11 protein-coding genes are annotated in these 18,071 nt (G+C 34.8%); 6 read left to right on the forward strand and 5 right to left on the reverse strand.

What is annotated here, in order from left to right:
* Positions 1-110: 110 nt before the first annotated feature.
* Entirely contained in the window at positions 111-488 is a 378-nt protein-coding gene (gene mscL / locus JI750_RS03580) for a large conductance mechanosensitive channel protein MscL (protein ID WP_201998997.1), read from the reverse strand.
* A 68-nt stretch (positions 489-556) separates the two neighbouring features.
* Positions 557-3,028 carry a bifunctional UDP-N-acetylmuramoyl-tripeptide:D-alanyl-D-alanine ligase/alanine racemase gene (locus JI750_RS03585; RefSeq protein ID WP_201998998.1) on the reverse strand — a complete coding sequence of 824 codons (2,472 nt, stop codon included), beginning with the start codon at positions 3,026-3,028 and terminating at the stop codon, positions 557-559.
* Between the two features lie 199 nt (positions 3,029-3,227).
* Here JI750_RS03585 and JI750_RS03590 point away from each other — a divergent pair, with 199 nt between their 5' ends.
* The gene (locus tag JI750_RS03590) at positions 3,228-3,833 is read left to right on the forward strand and encodes a hypothetical protein (protein ID WP_236672968.1); all 606 of its coding nucleotides are present in this window, start codon (positions 3,228-3,230) and stop codon (positions 3,831-3,833) included.
* Here the strand turns inward: JI750_RS03590 and JI750_RS03595 are convergent.
* A complete protein-coding gene (locus tag JI750_RS03595; RefSeq protein ID WP_201999771.1) occupies positions 3,828-4,532 on the reverse strand; it encodes a porin family protein in 705 nt (234 codons plus the stop codon). The genes JI750_RS03590 and JI750_RS03595 overlap by 6 nt on opposite strands.
* 224 nt (positions 4,533-4,756) lie before the next feature.
* Between JI750_RS03595 and JI750_RS03600 the strand changes: the two genes are divergently transcribed.
* The 4 genes from JI750_RS03600 to JI750_RS03615 all read left to right on the forward strand — a co-directional run bounded on the left by JI750_RS03600 (position 4,757) and on the right by JI750_RS03615 (position 11,014).
* The gene (locus JI750_RS03600; RefSeq protein WP_201998999.1) at positions 4,757-5,110 is read left to right on the forward strand and encodes a hypothetical protein; all 354 of its coding nucleotides are present in this window, start codon (positions 4,757-4,759) and stop codon (positions 5,108-5,110) included.
* Positions 5,111-5,274: 164 nt separating this feature from the next.
* The gene (locus JI750_RS03605) at positions 5,275-7,482 is read left to right on the forward strand and encodes a TonB-dependent receptor (RefSeq protein WP_201999000.1); all 2,208 of its coding nucleotides are present in this window, start codon (positions 5,275-5,277) and stop codon (positions 7,480-7,482) included.
* A gap of 124 nt (positions 7,483-7,606) precedes the next feature.
* Positions 7,607-9,715 carry a prolyl oligopeptidase family serine peptidase gene (locus JI750_RS03610; protein WP_201999001.1) on the forward strand — a complete coding sequence of 703 codons (2,109 nt, stop codon included), beginning with the start codon at positions 7,607-7,609 and terminating at the stop codon, positions 9,713-9,715.
* Between the two features lie 303 nt (positions 9,716-10,018).
* On the forward strand, positions 10,019-11,014 hold the full coding sequence (locus tag JI750_RS03615; protein ID WP_201999002.1) for a Gfo/Idh/MocA family protein: 996 nt from the start codon (positions 10,019-10,021) through the stop codon (positions 11,012-11,014).
* A 187-nt stretch (positions 11,015-11,201) separates the two neighbouring features.
* Here JI750_RS03615 and JI750_RS03620 read toward each other — a convergent pair whose 3' ends face one another.
* Both JI750_RS03620 and dnaE read right to left on the reverse strand, forming a co-directional pair.
* A complete protein-coding gene (locus tag JI750_RS03620; protein ID WP_201999003.1) occupies positions 11,202-12,173 on the reverse strand; it encodes an outer membrane beta-barrel protein in 972 nt (323 codons plus the stop codon).
* A 177-nt stretch (positions 12,174-12,350) separates the two neighbouring features.
* Positions 12,351-16,883 (reverse strand): DNA polymerase III subunit alpha, encoded by a 4,533-nt coding sequence (dnaE, locus tag JI750_RS03625; RefSeq protein ID WP_201999004.1) that lies wholly within the window; start codon positions 16,881-16,883, stop codon positions 12,351-12,353.
* A 334-nt stretch (positions 16,884-17,217) separates the two neighbouring features.
* Between dnaE and JI750_RS03630 the strand changes: the two genes are divergently transcribed.
* Positions 17,218-18,021, forward strand: a complete 804-nt coding sequence (locus JI750_RS03630; RefSeq protein WP_201999005.1) for an SDR family oxidoreductase — start codon at positions 17,218-17,220, stop codon at positions 18,019-18,021.
* Positions 18,022-18,071 lie beyond the last annotated feature (50 nt).

Below are 18,071 nucleotides of genomic sequence, written 5' to 3' on the forward strand. Positions count from 1 at the left end.
TGCAAGGCGATTCACAAAAAATAACAAATTGTTACAAAATAAACATTTTGTAAAAAAACCGCCTCTTTAAAAGGCGGTTAAATTAGACTTAGTGTAGCGGTATTATATTTTTATTTATTTTTCAATAAATCTCTAATCTGTATCAATAATTCTTCTTGAGTTGGTCCAGCTGGAGGCGGCGGTGCAACATCTTTCTTTTTAGCGTGATTAATTCCTTTTATTATCAGGAACAAAACAAAAGCCACAATTACAAAGTTAATTACTGCCGATATAAACACTCCATACTTTACACCTCCAAAAGCAGTTAATTGTTCAATAGTCGATAAATGCGCAGCATCTAGAGCTGGTTTCAACAGCAATGGCGTAATTACATCTTCAATAAATGAGCTGACAATTTTACCAAAAGCAGCTCCAATGATCACCCCGACAGCCAGGTCAACCACGTTGCCTTTCATTGCAAATTCCTTAAATTCTGAAAAAAATCCCATATCGTATCTGTTTATATTTATAATTAAGCAATATCGAAAATACGCAATTTTATTGGAAATTCTTAATATTATCTAAAAAATACCCTCTTAACACGCTGCGAAATACTCGTCATTATCTCATACGGAATTGTTTTTAAGGCTACAGCCATCTCTATCACAGTCGGGCTTTCGCCAAAAATAATTACCGAATCGCCTTCTTTGCAATCGATATGGCTAACATTAACCATCAGCATATCCATGCAGACGCTGCCCACGATTTTTGCTTTCTGATTTTTAATGGTTACATATCCTACTTCATTACCCCATAATCTCGAAATTCCATCTGCGTAACCAATCGGGATTGTGGCAATCCTGGTTTCTCTATCGGCCATAAAACGACGTCCGTAGCCTACGCTGTCGCCTGCAGGAATTGTTCTAATTTGAGAAATTATTGATTTTAATGTCCCAACATTTTCTAAATATTTCTGTTCTGCAGAATCATTTGAAACTCCGTATAATCCAATTCCTAAACGAACCATATTATATTGCGAATCGTGAAAATTACTAATTCCTGAAGTATTCAAAGTATGTCGTATTGGATTAATGTTTAATGCTGCCATTAATTTTGAAGACAGTTTTTCGAACAAAGCAATCTGCTGTCTCACAAAATCAAAATGTTTTGGATCATCGCTTGTTGCCAAATGCGACAGAATACTTTGCACGCGAACAGTTGAATTTCCTTTTAAAGTCGCAATTAGTTCATCGATTGTATTGTTTTCAAAACCTAAACGATGCATTCCCGTATCCATTTTGATATGAATTGGATAATCTTTTAAGTTTTTTTCTCGTGCAATTTTCAAAAAGGCATTTAATCCTTTTAAGCTATATATTTCAGGTTCCAACTGATATTGAATCATAGATGGAAAACTAGTCGATTCTGGATTCAAGACCATAATTGGCGCTTTTATTCCACCGTTTTTTAGCGATATTCCTTCATCGGCAAAAGCCACACCCAAATAATCTACTTTATGGTGTTCTAAAAGTTTAGCAATTTCTAAACCTCCGTTTCCATATCCAAATGCTTTTACCATAACCATCATCTTGACACCTGGTGCCAGCTTTGATTTATAGTAATTAAAATTATGACTGATCGCATCAAGATTAATTTCAAGAACTGTTTCGTGTGTTTTCTCTTCAAGAAACGAAACAATCTCTTCAAACTGAAAAGACCTAGCTCCTTTTATTAGAATCGTTTCATTATTGAATTTCAGATTATCGATGTCAGCTATAAAATTGGCTGTATTTTTAAACATTGTACTGTTTGGAAATTTAGCTGCAAAGGAAGAAATCGTTGCGCCAATACCAAGTACGCGGTTTATTTTATTGTCTGAAATTAACTGGGCAACTTTAGAATACAATTCTTCATTTGTAAACCCACTTTGGAAAATATCTGATAAAATAACCGTTTTAGAAGCACCTTTTTTCTTCTGGCTCTCTAAGAAATCTAAAGCAATTTTAAGTGACTGAAAATCGGAACTGTAACTATCATCAATAATACTGCAATTGTTAATTCCGTTTTTTACCTCCAAACGCATTCGAACAGGATACAGCATTTCAATTCTATTCTGAATCGTTTCCTGATCGTAATTAAAATGCAATAAAACTAACAAACAAGAAATTGCATTTTCTACTGACGCAGAATCGTTAAATGGAATTTCTAAACTAAAAACCTCTTTCTTGTATTGGTATTGAATAAAAGTATGATCGCCTTTATGTTCTCTTTTTTCGATAAAAACATCAGCAGTTTGATCTGTAAAACTCCAAGAAAACAATTTTCTTGGATGGAGCATATATTCAGCAGCAAATTGAGATAAACAAGAATCTACCACTTCATTTTTTTGATAAATAATGATTGGGCAATCTTTAAACAAAAGCAATTTTTCATCAATTTTCTGCACTAAGTTTAAAAAACCTTCGTCGTGCGCAGAACCTATGCTCGTTAAAATCCCAATATTCGGTTTAATGATCTTTTCAAGTTTGATCATTTCATTTACTGTCGAAATCCCAGCTTCGAAAATTCCTAAATTATGTTTTTCATTAATGGCAATTACCGAAAGCGGAACCCCAACTTGAGAATTATAACTCTTAGGGCTTCTAATAATATTATAATCTGGGCTCAATAAGAAATTAAGCCATTCTTTTACAATCGTTTTACCGTTGCTTCCTGTTAATCCGATAATTGGAAAATGAAAACGGTTTCTGTAATAGGCAGCAAATTCCTGAAGCGTCTGAAGCGTATTTTCCACAACCAAAAAATTAGCTTTATCTGCATAACCTTCTGGAATATATTGCACAACAAAATTCTGAACGTTGTTTTCTATTAAATCGGGAATAAACGAATGAGCATCATTATTAACACCAGCCAGAGCAAAAAATAATGTTTTAGATCCGTTTTGAAGCGAACGGCTATCAATTGAAATATGATCGATAAAAACATCAGCATTTGAACCAGTCCATTTGGCGTTTAATACTGAAAGCAGGCTTTTTATATTTATGCTCATTTAGAAATTTCTTTTTTTCAAATTTAAAAAAAGGTTTGCCACTAATTTCCCAAATTTTCACTAATTATTTTATTTGCCGCATTCCTTAAATTGTTGCCACAACTTAAAGGATTTTATAAATGAATTGCGAAAATTATTGTAATTCGTGGCAGAAAACATTTATTGAGTATATTTGTTTTTACACACAAATTTCCAAGTTTTGAAAAAGATACTTCCACTCTTCTCCTATATATTGCATCCGATTTTTATATCGCTGTACGCGACTTTGTTTTACTTATTTTACAAAGACGATGTTTTCAGCACTCAAGAAAAATATTTCGTTTTAATTCAGATATTAGTAATTAATATAATTGTACCTGTCTTATTTTATTTACTTCTAAAATCAACAGGACATGTAAAATCGATAATGCTGAGCCAGACTTCAGAACGAACAATTCCGCTTATTCTGCAATGCTTTTTGTATATTTTATTGGTAAAAAGAAGTATTGTAATTACACGTTATCCTGAACTTCATTTCTTTTTTCTTGCTGCTTTATTCAGCACTATTTTGGCATTAGTATGTGTCCTTTTTAAAACAAAAGCAAGCTTGCATATGGTCGCAATCTCAGGTTTAACGATTTTTGTTATCGGATTAAACATTCATCTTCAGCTACATAATCCATATTGGCCAGCTTTACTTATTTTATTATCAGGAATAGTGGCTTCATCCCGCTTAGAAATGAATGCACATACTTCTAGAGAAATATTAATTGGGCTGTTTGTTGGGATAATGCCACAGCTTTTATTTTTATACTTGTGGCTATAAAATATAAAAGATCAATCCTGCGTTTAAGGTTTTCATATTGATCTTTTCGCCATTCAAAGTTGTTGCTGACTTAAACAAAGGGCTTAAACCATAATACACATAGACATTCCAAGTATTGTATCCTGCGGCAAGATATGGGCCGTACTGGAATTTATTAATATCAGCGTTATTCTTGATTTTATATGTTTTTTCACCATCATCAAGAGTAGAAGCATTTGAAAAAACATAACTTAATTTTACTCCCCCATAAATACGCCAGAACTTTGTGCTTTCGTAAGTCGAATTACGCCATCTGAATTCAATAGGAAGATCTACCGAATATTGTCTGTAACGATTGGAAACAAATTGCCCATAATCGTTTACTCCATATATTGTTTTTCCTGATCCGTCTTCAGAAATGGTAAGATTCTGATAATAATTCTGATAACTCAACCCTAATCCAGCAGCAATAGCAACAGTTCTCGATTTATTTACTGGCATATCGCGCAAGAAACCTCCAGAAAGTCCAAGAGAAAACTTATTCTGTTTAAAATCAACTGGAATATCGGTAAACATATTATAAGTAACCGAAAAATAAAACTGATCTTCTCGATACAGAGAATCTATTTTTACAACTGGTTTTATCTCAGGCTTAACGTCTTCTTGCGCAAAAGAGTTAAAAAAAGTGAGTAAAAGTAAACAGCTAAAAATAATTCGCATATCGTGGTTTGGTTTTAGAGAGATGATTATAAACAAACGCTTCTCTACGCTCATTTATTTCACATACAAATATAATATAATGCTTTCTGTAGTAAAGATAAGAAGTAAAAATATTCTCATTTTGCCTGCGAATAAAATTAATTGCTGCATTTCTTTCAATAAATCAATTCGTTGAAACAAAAAATTAATCAATTTTCTTTTTATCTTTTATACCTTTGCAAAGCATGAAAAGAAAGCAGCTCATATTAAGTTTGTCTTTTGCTGTCACAATATTATTCTCGATATTGTTTCAGTCAATACATAGCTATGAGCATATTGTAAAACAGCTTTCAGAAAAACAATGTCATCATAATTACAATGATCCGAGTGGCGAAATAACACACCAGCATCATGATTATGACGTTTGTTTTGTTTGTCATTTTGCTTTTGAATCTTTTATTCTTCCGCAAAATTTCTCTTTTGAATTTCATTCATTTAATAGAGAAACGCCTTATTTCTTCCCTTTTTCAGAGAAGATTTTTTCTATTTCAAACACTTCGTATTTCTTACGAGGACCGCCCTTAGTTATAGTTGCTTAAAATTTCGATTATTCGAAAAACATCATATTTCTTTTTAATTAAAATTCAAAACAACATTGAGTTTCCTAATCCTATTTTTATCAATTAGGATCAGAATGCTTTATTGTTAATTTTTGGTTTTCATTCAAAGAAAAAAATCCATTTAACTATAGCATCATTTTCAAATGAAAAAATTTATAATTGCCCTTATTTTAGGGTTTTCGGGCATGCTTACTGCTCAAAACTCGGTTTCTGGAACGATAACCGACAATCAAAACAATCCATTACCTGGAGTTTCTGTTTATGCTCCTGAATTACATAAAGGAACAACGACAGATGCAAACGGAAAATACGAATTGAATAATCTTCCAAACGGAAGCCTTCGCATTGCTTTTACATATGTTGGATATGCTAATCAAAATAAAACTATCTCAAAATTGCTTAAGCAAAATACGTTAGACATTACTCTTGAAGAATCTATTTTAGAAATGGATGAAGTAGTGGTTTCAACGCCTTTCAACAAACTGCAATCGCAAAACGTAATGAAGATTGAGCACGAAAGCATCAAAACATTACAGCAAAAAGGAACCTCAACTTTAATTGAAGGTTTGGCAACAATTCCGGGAGTTTCTCAGATTTCTACAGGAACTTCTATTGGTAAACCTGTAATTCGCGGACTTAGCGGAAATCGTGTTTTGGTTTATTCTCAAGGTGTTCGTATCGAAAACCAACAGTTTGGAGACGAGCATGGTTTGGGTTTAAATGATGCCGGAATTGAAAGCGTTGAAGTTATTAAAGGTCCTGCATCTTTATTATACGGTTCTGATGCTTTGGGAGGTGTTTTATATTTCAATCCAGAAAAATTTGCAGATGCAGGAGATTTTAAAGCTAATTTCAGCCAAAAATATTTTACCAATACACAAGGAAGCAATTCTTCTATTGGATTGAAAACTTCTACTGAAAACTGGAAATTTTTAGCTCGTGGAAGTTACAATACGCATTCTGATTACAAAATTGCTGACGGAGACCGCGTAACAAATTCTCGTTATAACGAAACTGATTTTAAAACTGGTATTGGTTATAGCAATTCGACTTTTTCAAGTGTTTTAAGATACAACTACAACAAACTGGATATTGGAATTCCAGAAGATGGAATTGCAGAACAATCTTCAAGTAAAGACACTCAATTTCCGAGACAGGGAATTTTTAATCATTTATTGAGTTTAAACAACGTTATATTTTTTGAAAACTCAAAATTGGATGTTGATTTAGGATATATTGCTAACGATAGAAGTGAATTTGAAGACAGCAATGAAGCGTCTCTTCACATGAAATTGAATACTTTCAATTATAACGCTAAATATCATTTTCCAAAATTCGGAAAAATAGAAACTATTTTGGGAGTTCAAGGAATGCATCAAACCAATAAAAATTCTGGAGAAGAATATTTAATTCCGGATGCCACAACCAATGATTTTGGTGTTTTTGGAACTGCAAATTACGAATGGGACAATAGCGTTATTCAAGCTGGATTGCGTTTCGACAACCGTAATATTACTTCGATCGCTCACGGAACTGAAGGCGAAGAAGGTTATTTTCAAGCTTTAGACCGATCTTTTGATAGCTTTAACGCTTCTTTAGGTTATAAAACAAAACTAGCAGAACCATTGACACTTCGTTTAAATGTTGCCACAGGATTTAGAGCTCCGAATTTAGCAGAATTAACTTCAAACGGTGTTCACGAAGGAACAAATCGTTATGAAATTGGAAATGCTAATTTGAAAACAGAGCAAAACGTTCAGACCGATTTGAACTTGGAATACAAAAATACGCACTTTGAATTTTTTGTAAACGGATTTTACAATCATGTAAACAATTATATCTATACTTCGCCAACTGGAGAAGTTCTGGATGATAATGATGTTTTTGCTTATGTTCAAGATAATGCACAATTGTATGGTGGAGAAGTTGGTTTGCATTTTCACCCGCACCCGTTAGACTGGTTACATTTTGAAACTAGTTTTGAAACAGTTACAGGTAAAAAAGAAAACAAAGATTATTTGCCTTTGATTCCTGCAAACAATTGGAATAATACACTTCGAACTGAATTTAATATCAAAAACTGGCTTAGTGAAGGTTTTGCATCTTTGAATGTTTCTTCTACTTTCAATCAAGATAATGTAAGCGGTTTCGAAACGGCTTCTAAAGGTTATACTTTGGTAAATTTAGGTTTTGGAGGAACTGTCAAATTAGGAAAAACGGCTTTCGATATTAACTTAAATGGAAACAATTTATTTGATAAAAAATATATTGCACACCTTTCTAGATTAAAAACAGACGGTATTCCAAACATTGGAAGAAATATCGTTTTGGGAGTTAACTTTAATCTGTAACAATTTTTAACCATATAAGACATATAAGCAATTAAGCCATGCTTATGTCTTATATGGTTTAATTTTTCATTTCAATTTTCACAACAAAAAACACTATTTTTGTTATAACAGATAAAAACTAACTATGAAAAAAACATTTTTATTAATGGCAATTACAACCGCAGGAGTTTCGTTTGGACAAGGCAAAATGCAATACCCGCAAACTAAAAAAGGAGAAACTGTTGATGTTTATTTCGACACCAAAGTAAGCGATCCGTATCGTTGGTTAGAAGACGACAAATCTGCTGAAACGGGTGCTTGGGTAAAAGCTGAAAACGACGTTACCTATGATTATTTAAATAAAATTCCGTTTCGTGAAGAACTAAAAAAACGAATGGAAACACTTTGGAATTACGAAAAAATCGGAGCTCCATCTAAAGAAGGAAAATTTACTTATTATTCAAAAAACAACGGACTTCAAAATCAATCAGTAGTTTATAGAAAAGATGAAAACGGGAAAGAAGAGGTTTTCTTAGATCCTAATACTTTTTCTAAAGACGGTACAACTTCGCTTGGCGGACTTGATTTTTCTGAAGATGGAAACAAAGCGGCTTATGCAATTTCTGAAGGAGGAAGCGACTGGAGAAAAGTAATTATCATTGATGTGCTTTCTAAGAAAGTTTTAGAAGATACTTTGGTTGATGTAAAATTCAGCGGTGTCTCTTGGCACGGAAATGAAGGCTTCTACTACTCTAGCTATGACAAACCGAAAGGAAGCGAATTATCTGCTAAAACTGATCAGCACAAATTATATTTCCACAAACTGGGAACTTCTCAAAAAGACGATAAAGTAATTTTTGGAGCAGACAAAAAAAGAAGATATGTTGGCGGGTATGTTACTGAAGACAATCGTTATTTAGTAATTACAGCTGCTAATTCTACTTACGGAAATGAACTTTATATTAAAGATTTGACTAAAGCCAACAGTCCTATTATTACAATCGTTGATAACTTTGATAGCGACAATAGCATCATTGCCAACCAAGACAACAAATTGTTTATTGAAACAGATTTTAATGCTCCAAACAAACGCATTGTAACGGTTGATGTAGCAAATCCGAAACCTGTGAATTGGAAAGATTTTATTAAAGAAACCAAAGATATTTTATCGCCTTCAACTGGTGCAGGCTATATCTTTGCCAATTATACCAAAGATGCTGTTTCATTTGTACAGCAATATGATTACAACGGAAAATTAGTTCGCGAAATTAAACTTCCTGCAGTTGGAACTGCGGGCGGATTTAGCGGTAAAAAAGATGATAAAATTTTATACTACAGCTTTACCAATTACACAACTCCTGGAAGCATTTATTCTTTAGAGCCAAAATCTGGTAAATCTGAAGTTTATCAAAAACCAAAAGTAGATTTCAAAAGCGAAGATTACGAGTCTAAACAAGTTTTTTACACTTCAAAAGACGGTACAAAAGTTCCAATGATTATTACGTATAAAAAAGGAACAAAACTCGATGGTAAAAACCCAACAATCCTTTATGGATATGGCGGATTCAATATTAGCTTAACTCCAAGTTTTAGCATTGCTAATGCTGTTTGGATGGAAAACGGAGGTGTTTACGCAGTTGCCAACTTAAGAGGTGGTGGTGAGTATGGAAAAAAATGGCATGACGCAGGAACAAAGCTTCAAAAGCAAAATGTTTTTGACGATTTTATTGCAGCAGCAGAATATTTAATTGCACAAAAATACACTTCATCTGATTATTTAGCTATTCGCGGAGGATCTAACGGAGGTTTATTAGTTGGTGCAACGATGACTCAGCGTCCAGATTTAATGAAAGTGGCTTTACCAGCCGTTGGAGTTATGGATATGCTTCGTTACAATGCTTTTACAGCAGGTGCTGGATGGGCTTTTGATTACGGAACTGCTCAAGATAGCAAAGAAATGTTTGAATACTTAAAAGGATATTCTCCAGTTCATAATGTAAAGCAAGGAACTCATTATCCTGCAACAATGGTAACTACTGGTGATCATGATGATCGTGTAGTTCCTGCACATAGTTTTAAATTTGCTTCTGAATTACAGGAAAAACAAACAGGAGAAAACCCGGTTTTGATTAGAATTGATGTAAAAGCTGGACACGGTGCAGGAAAATCTGTTGCCGCTACAATTCAAGAGAATGTAGATATCCAAGCTTTCACGCTTTACAATATGGGTTTTAAAGCATTACCAAAGAAGTAATACTTTAAGCTGAAATTTTTTAAGCCACGAATTCACGAATTTATTTCTGAATATCGTGGCTTTTTCTTTGTCTTAAATTACACAAAATTTCTTTTTCTTTTCTCTCGTAGATTTTGCAGATTGAGCAGAGTAAAATAATAATCTATTTTAATCTGCATACATCTTTTCAAATCTGCGTGAAATAAATTCGTGCAATCGATACAGATTTTTTAAACATAGAGATTAAAATAAATTCGTGAATTCGTGGCTAACTTTTTTAAATAAACCATTTACACTAAATTTGAAAAACTTAAAACTTACACAATGGAAATTATAAAATGGGGAATTATTGGCTGCGGAAATGTAACCGAAGTAAAAAGCGGACCAGCTTTTCAGAAGGCTCCAAATTCTGCTTTAGTTGCGGTTATGCGCAGAGATGCGGCTCTTGCTGAAGATTATGCAAAACGCCACAACGTTCCAAAATGGTATTCTAACGCTGAGGATTTAATAAATGATCCAGAAGTTGATGCTATTTATATTGCTACTCCTCCATCTTCTCATAAAGAATATACTATTTTATGTGCCAGAGCCGGAAAACCAGTTTATGTAGAAAAGCCAATGGCTTTGACGTTTGAGGAATGCAACGAAATGATCAATGCTTGCAAAGAACATAATGTTCCCTTATTTGTTGCTTATTACAGGAGGGCTTTACCTCGTTTTTTGAAAATAAAAGAAATTATTGATCAGGGAAAATTAGGAACTATCAGACATGTAAACTGTGTTTTATATCATCCTTTTGAAGCACGTTATGATGATGAAATCAATCTTCCGTGGACCGTTTTGCCACATATTTCTGGTGGCGGAATCTTTGTCGATTTAGCTTGTCATACTTTAGATTTCCTTGATTTTGTTTTAGGTCCGATAAAATCAGTTCGTGGACATGCTACTTCTCAGCTAATGGCTTATCCTGCCGAGGATGCAGTTTCGATGTCATTCTTATTCGAAAACGGAATTCACGGATCTGGTATTTGGAATTTTGGAAGTTTTGAACGTTATGATAATACTGAAATTGTAGGTGATAAAGGGAAAATTTCATTCTCTACTTTTGGAAACGATCCGCTTCATATTCAATATGCAAATGGAGAAAAAGAAACTATTACGATAGAAAATCCATTACATATTCAGCAACCGTTTATTGAAACTATTATTGCTGAATTATTAGGAAAAGAAGGCGCTTCTCCATCTAAAGGAACTTCTGGTGCAAGAACTACCTGGGTTATTGATCAGGTTTTGAAGGAGTTTAGAGAAACTTCCAAATAATATTTTACAAAGTCATTGCGAGGAACGAAGCAATCACACGCGGGAGTCGACAAAGATTAAGTATATACTTTGCAAAGCATCTAGTGAGATTGCTTCGTTCCTCGCAATGACAAGCAAAAAAAACAAAAAAAAGGATATTCTCTCGAATATCCTTTTCTTCAAAAAACTATAAAACTTCTATAAAAAATTATAGGCTGTATTTTACACCTAATGTTAATCCTAAACCAGAAATACCAACATAAGAGCTTAACTCATCCATTTTATCATTTGGTCTAGTTGTATCTGCCGTATCTGATGTAGCAGTATTTGGATTGAATAATGGATTATTAGAATTTACATCCAATTTCTTGTGATAGTTTGTATATCTCTGTGATGTAGTTCTAGTTGCTAACGCATCTTGTCCATTTACAGTATATTCTGTAGTTTCTTTAGTCTTACCATGAACAGTAAAGTTACGGTATTCTAACTCTGCGAAAGCAGAAATGTGTTTTCCTAATTTATAAGATGTACCTAATGCAGCCATAAATCCAATTGTTGGATTTGGTTTCACTACATCTTTAGAATAGATATTATTTTTAGCTACTTGATTAGCACCTACATAAGTCAAAAGCTCTCTATCTGTTTTAATATCTAATGTACCATGAATTGGCACAATAACTCCAACTTTAGTATATGGTTCAAAACCATGTGCATCACCTAAAAACATTACAATAGAAGGCGCTAAATCGAATGCTTTGATTTGCCCTTCAGCTGTAAAACTAATGTATGTAGCAGCAGTAGTAGCTGGATCGTATCCATAAAGTCTATCTGTTGTTTGAGCCATAGTCTTGCTATTACTGATATAATAGTTTGCAGACATTTCAACTCCTAAACGAGTAGAAAAACGGTAACCAGCAGTAATACCACTTCTGAAACCTTGTCCAAAAGAACCTGTTATACTTTCTCTTGAAACTAATTTATTGCTAGTTAAAGTACCTGAGTAGACATCTCTGTTTGGTGCCTGGCCTCCAACTTCTGGAAACTCAGTTGAAGCAGTTTGGTTGAAATATGATCCTCCTAATTTAAAATACCAGCTTTCTGGTTTTTCTGCTTTTTCTGTCTGCGCCATTGTGGCCATAGAGCAAACTAATAATCCTAATAAAAATAGGTTCTTTTTCATAATTTTGATTTATTGATTAGTACAAACATAGAATATTTTAACATATTCTTACGGTTTGCAAAGTTAGACTTGGAACGAAAACGTTGTAATTTTGGGCAATATTACTAAAAAAGTATTATGCACGCATATTTTTAACATAAAAAATTAACATCTGCTCAAATTTTAACTGTTAAATTTTTAGTTGAGTTTAAAATTAATCTGCATTTTCTCCAATTCCTGCAATAATTCTGCTGAAATTTTAACTTTCAGACGGCGGCTAGGCATCGTTAATTTAGTTACCACTTTTATTTCTTCAACCTCATTTACTTCTTGAATCTTTGCATTTCCTTCTCCTTCTTCATTTTCATTTTCATCTTCAAAAACAGCATCATCAGCTTCAAAATCTGTTGGGGTTTCTACCTCAACCAAGCGCTTTATCTTTTCTAATTCCATGATTTCAAAAGTCACAGAATTCTCTCCTTTGTTTTCAGCAAACAAATGACTTAGTTTATGAATAAACTCTGGGTGAAGATCTTTAATATTCAACAGTACAATCAATTTTTTAGCGAAAGCTTCCAGAATATCCTGCAATTGTCGAATCTCAACAAACTGCATCCTAGGATCCGATTTTTTCCCTGTATCATGATTGACCCATCCATCTTTTATCATAATTTTCAAGAAAGCAAAATTGTTCTGAATTAAGAAATGGCGGAATTTCAAATATTCTTCTCCAAAAATCTTAAACTCATAACTTTCGTCATAACCTTCTAAATTGAAAGCCGCCCAACCTTTTCCGTTTTTAGCCACACGATGCTGCACGTTATTAATAATTCCAGCAAACATTAGGTTTTTTCCAACATACTCGTTCATGCTTTTCAACGATTCTAAACGAGAATTACAGAAGTATTTCATTTCAAATCTAAAATCATCAAGCGGATGTCCAGAAATATAAATTCCGACAACTTCTTTTTCTTTCGCTAATTTCTCCATTGTACTCCAGTCTTCGCATGGCGGCACAACTGGTTCAGCAATCTGGACTTCACTGCTTTCTCCAAATAAACTTACTTGAGAAGAATTTTCATTTTCCTGAAACTTCGATCCGTAACGCATTGCTTTTTCGTAGAATGTAATTCCGTCGCCATCATCGTGGAAATATTGTGCTCTGGTTGTTCCTTCAAAAGAATCGAAACCTCCAGCCAATGCTAAATTTTCGATTGCTTTTTTGTTAGCAGCACGCAAATCAATTCGTTTCGCTAAATCAAAAATCGATTTATATCTTCCGTCTTTTCTGTTTTCTACAATTGTTTCAACCGCTCCAGAACCTACTCCTTTAATCGCTCCCATTCCGAAACGAACGGCATAATCATCGTTTACGGTAAATTTATAGTATGATTCGTTTACGTCTGGACCCAAAACCTGCAATCCCATTCGTTTACATTCTTCCATAAAGAACGAAACTTGTTTGATATCGTTCATGTTATTCGAAAGTACCGCTGCCATATATTCCGCAGGATAATGCGCTTTCAAATAAGCCGTTTGATATGCAATCCAAGCATAACAAGTCGAGTGCGATTTGTTGAAAGCATAACTCGCAAAGGCTTCCCAGTCTTTCCAGATTTTCTCCAGAACTTTGGCGTCGTGACCTTTTGCTGCCGCTTGTTCAACAAACTTCGGCTTCATTTTATCTAGTACGTCTTTTTGTTTTTTACCCATCGCTTTACGCAAGACGTCGGCCTCACCCTTTGTAAATCCTGCCAAAGACTGAGACAAAAGCATTACCTGCTCTTGGTAAACTGTAATTCCATAGGTTTCAGAAAGATATTCAGCACAAGCATCTAAATCGTATTTGATTTCTTCGTCACCATTTTTTCTTCGAACGAAAGACGGAATATACTCCAAAGGTCCCGGACGATACAATGCATTCATGGCAATTAAATCTCCAAAAACCGTTGGTTTCAGATCTTTCATGTATTTCTGCATCCCAGGTGACTCGTATTGGAAGATTCCAACAGTTTCACCTCTTTGGAAAAGCGCATACGTTTCTTCGTCATCGATTGGGAAAGTATCAGGATCTAGTTCGATTCCTGTTCTGTATTTTACCAGTTTTACGGTATCTTTTATCAGCGTAAGGGTCTTCAGACCCAAGAAGTCCATTTTCAGCAATCCGGCGCTTTCTGCAACCGAGTTATCAAACTGTGTTACATATAAATCCGAATCTTTTGCTGTCGTTACTGGAACGTAATTCGTAATATCCGATGGTGTAATGATTACCCCGCAGGCGTGAATTCCCGTGTTACGCATCGATCCTTCCAGAATTTTTGCCTGCTGAATGGTTTCTCCTGCCAAATCATCTTCATTGGCAATCGCGATCAATTCTTTTACATTATCAAATTCGTCCGAACGAAGGGCTTTTTTGACTTCTTCTTCACTCTCCGAAATAAAACGCGCCAGATTCCATTTTGACGGCATCATTCCTGGAATCAGTTTTGCGATTCTATCGGCTTCAAATAAAGGTAAATCCAATACACGCGCCGTATCACGAATCGCCGATTTGGTCGCCATTTTACCATAAGTGATAATCTGGGCCACCTGTTTTTGACCGTATTTGTTGATTACGTAATCCATTACACGTCCACGACCCTCATCATCAAAGTCGATATCAATATCGGGCATCGATACACGGTCAGGATTTAGGAAACGCTCAAAAAGCAAGTCGTATTTAATTGGGTCAATGTTGGTAATTCCGAGACAGTATGCAACGGCCGAACCCGCTGCAGAACCACGACCCGGACCAACCGAAACGTCCATTTTTCTAGCTTCGGCAATGAAATCCTGTACAATCAAAAAGTAACCTGGATAACCCGAGTTTGAAATCGTCATTAACTCAAAATCCAAACGCTCTTGAATCGATTCGGTTATTTCGCCATAACGTCTTTTGGCACCTTCCATAGTAAGGTGTCTCAAGTATTTATTTTCCCCTCTTACACCACCATCTTCTTCATCTTCGGGTACCATAAATTCTTCTGGAATATCAAATTTTGGAAGCAAGACATCACGATAAAGTGAATATATTTCGACCTTATCTATAATTTCCTGAATATTGATAATCGCTTCGGGCAAATCGGCGAAGAGTTTTTTCATCTCGTCTTGCGACTTGAAATAGTATTCCTGATTTGGAAGTCCGTAGCGATAACCACGTCCGCGTCCAATAGGCGTTGCCTGCTTTTCACCGTCTTTTACACAAAGTAAAATATCGTGCGCATTGGCATCTTCCTTATTTAAGTAATACGTATTATTAGTCGCAATTAACTTAACATCATGTTTTTTTGAAAACTCAATCAGGGTTTTATTGACACGATTTTCATCTTCCTGATTGTGCCGCATTACTTCTAGATAGAAATCTTCGCCAAATTGTTCTTTCCACCAAATCAGAGCTTCTTCGGCTTGGTTCTCACCAATATTCAGAATTTTACTCGGAATCTCTCCGTATAAATTTCCAGACAAAACCATGATATCTCCCTTATATTGCTCCACAATCGCGCGGTCAATCCTAGGAACATAGTAAAATCCGTTTGTATAAGCAATCGAAGCCATTTTAGCCAAGTTGTGGTAACCTGCTTTATTTTTAGCCATCAACACAACCTGATAACCGTTGTCTTTTTTACTTTTATCTAAATGGTTTTCACAGATATTAAACTCACAGCCAACAATTGGTTTTACTTCGGTTTCTGTTGGTTCTTCTCCAGCTTCAACCAAAGCTTTATTTTTTCCAGAAGCTGCTTTGTTATGGTTCATCACGGCGCTCACAAAGTGGAAAGCTCCCATCATGTTTCCTGTATCTGTCATGGCAACAGCTGGCATTCCGTTTTTAGCTGCAGCGGCCACTATATTTCCAACTCCGATAGTAGATTGAAGTACCGAAAACTGTGTATGATTGTGCAAATGTGCAAATTTTGCAGCTTTAAAATCGGCTTTATCTTCTTCTGAAACAACATTTTGTGTATCTTCTCCTGCTAAAGCTTTAAGCTGTTCTCTGATTTTATCAGAAGCCGCTTTTAAATTGATGTGTTTTAAACCAATAAGTTTAAACGGCTCTGGATTTCTTTCCTGAAAGTCTTTAAAATATTCTTTAGGAACGTCTAATTCTTCTTTTGTAAAAACTTCTCTTCTAACCAATTCCAAGAAGCAACGAGTAGTTGCCTCAACGTCGGCAGTTGCGTTATGCGCTTCCGCGAAAGGCTGATCGAAAAGATAGCTGTGTAATTCGGTCAAAGTTGGAAGTTTGAATTTTCCTCCACGACCTCCAGGAAGCTGTAATAACGAAGCAGTTACTTCGGTACAAGTATCCAAAACAGGCATTGAAGCCATTTGAGACTCCACTCCCATTCTATGGAATTCGGCTCCCATAATATTAACGTCGAATCCTAAATTCTGACCGACAATATATTTCGTTTTGCTTAAAGCAATGTTGAATTTCTCCAAAACTTCGGCCAACGTGATTCCATCGGCTTCAGCCAATTCAGTTGAGATTCCGTGAATACGTTCAGCATCATACGGAATGTTAAATCCTTCTGGTTTTACCAAATAATCCTGATGCTCAATAAGCTGTCCCATTTCATCATGAAGCTGCCACGCAATCTGTATACAGCGAGGCCAGTTATCAGAATCGGTTATCGGGGCATCCCAGCGTTTTGGTAATCCGGTTGTTTCGGTATCGAATATTAAATACATAGAGTTGTAAAAGTCAAATTTTAATGTCCAAAATTCCAAATCTTACATATTGCAAAACATTGACAACATGAAACATAACAAAATGTGAAATAAAAAATCGGAGGAATTCAAATTTACGCTTTTTTTACAGAAATAAAGAAGTGAAAGTTGTTAACAAAAGCATTTTTAACATGATTACGAAAGAGCCACAAAAACCTTAAAAAATCATTTATTTTCTCTTAAAAACTTCAATTATTCATTTTGGATACTCATTGTACCAAAATGAACACTTTTAAGCTGTAGTGTATCCTGAACTTTGCTTCATCAAATTATAACAATTAAAAAAACAATAATCATGAAAACAATTTTTATCACAGGCGCATCATCAGGTTTAGGAAAAGCAACAGCAAAATTATTCCACGAACAAGGCTGGAATGTAATCGCAACCATGAGAAATCCGGAAAAAGAAACTGAACTTTCTCAATTAAAAAACGTAACACTTTTACCTTTAGACGTTACCGATTATGATCAAATTCAAAACACAGTTAAAAAAGCACTTAAAATTAGTGATATTGATATCGTCTTTAATAATGCTGGCTATGGCTTAATTGGTCCATTAGAAAGTCTCTCTGATGATCAGATCACGAAACAATTGGACACTAATTTATTGGGAGTAATTCGCGTTACGAATGCATTTATTCCATATTTCAGAGAAAGAAAAAATGGTTCATTTATTTCAACAACATCTATCGGCGGATTGATCGCTTTCCCTTTAGGATCAATCTATCACGCAACTAAATGGGGATTAGAAGGCTGGAGCGAAAGTATGGCTTACGAACTAAATCCTTTTGGCATAAACATTAAAACCGTTTCTCCTGGAGCAATCAGAACAGAATTTTTGCATGGTTCTCTTGACACAAGCACTCTTCCAGAATACGAAACAATGACCAACAAAATGTTTGGAAGTGTTGACACCATGTTTGAAATGGCATCGACTCCAGAACAAATTGCCGATGTTGTTTACGAAGCTGCTACGGATGGGAAAAACCAATTAAGATACGTTGCCGGTGAAGATGCAAAAGCACTTTACAAACAAAGACTAGAAGTTGGGGACGAAGTTTTTCGTTCTGAATTTGGCAAACAATTTTTTGGGGAATAATTCATTTCAAACTAATACCGTTCAGGTTTCAAGAAGCCGAACGGTATTAG

This window comes from Flavobacterium tagetis, from assembly GCF_016735615.1.
In the GTDB taxonomy this organism is placed as follows: Bacteria; Bacteroidota; Bacteroidia; order Flavobacteriales; family Flavobacteriaceae; genus Flavobacterium; species Flavobacterium tagetis.

Coding starts and splice junctions, on each gene's coding strand:
- JI750_RS03605 (WP_201999000.1), top strand. CDS start 5,275: ATGAAAAAATTTATAATTGCCCTTATTTTAGGGTTTTCGGGCATGCTT.
- JI750_RS03600 (WP_201998999.1), top strand. CDS start 4,757: ATGAAAAGAAAGCAGCTCATATTAAGTTTGTCTTTTGCTGTCACAATA.
- JI750_RS03610 (WP_201999001.1), top strand. CDS start 7,607: ATGAAAAAAACATTTTTATTAATGGCAATTACAACCGCAGGAGTTTCG.
- mscL (WP_201998997.1), bottom strand. CDS start 488: ATGGGATTTTTTTCAGAATTTAAGGAATTTGCAATGAAAGGCAACGTG.
- JI750_RS03595 (WP_201999771.1), bottom strand. CDS start 4,532: ATGCGAATTATTTTTAGCTGTTTACTTTTACTCACTTTTTTTAACTCT.
- JI750_RS03630 (WP_201999005.1), top strand. CDS start 17,218: ATGAAAACAATTTTTATCACAGGCGCATCATCAGGTTTAGGAAAAGCA.
- JI750_RS03585 (WP_201998998.1), bottom strand. CDS start 3,028: ATGAGCATAAATATAAAAAGCCTGCTTTCAGTATTAAACGCCAAATGG.
- JI750_RS03620 (WP_201999003.1), bottom strand. CDS start 12,173: ATGAAAAAGAACCTATTTTTATTAGGATTATTAGTTTGCTCTATGGCC.
- dnaE (WP_201999004.1), bottom strand. CDS start 16,883: ATGTATTTAATATTCGATACCGAAACAACCGGATTACCAAAACGCTGG.
- JI750_RS03615 (WP_201999002.1), top strand. CDS start 10,019: ATGGAAATTATAAAATGGGGAATTATTGGCTGCGGAAATGTAACCGAA.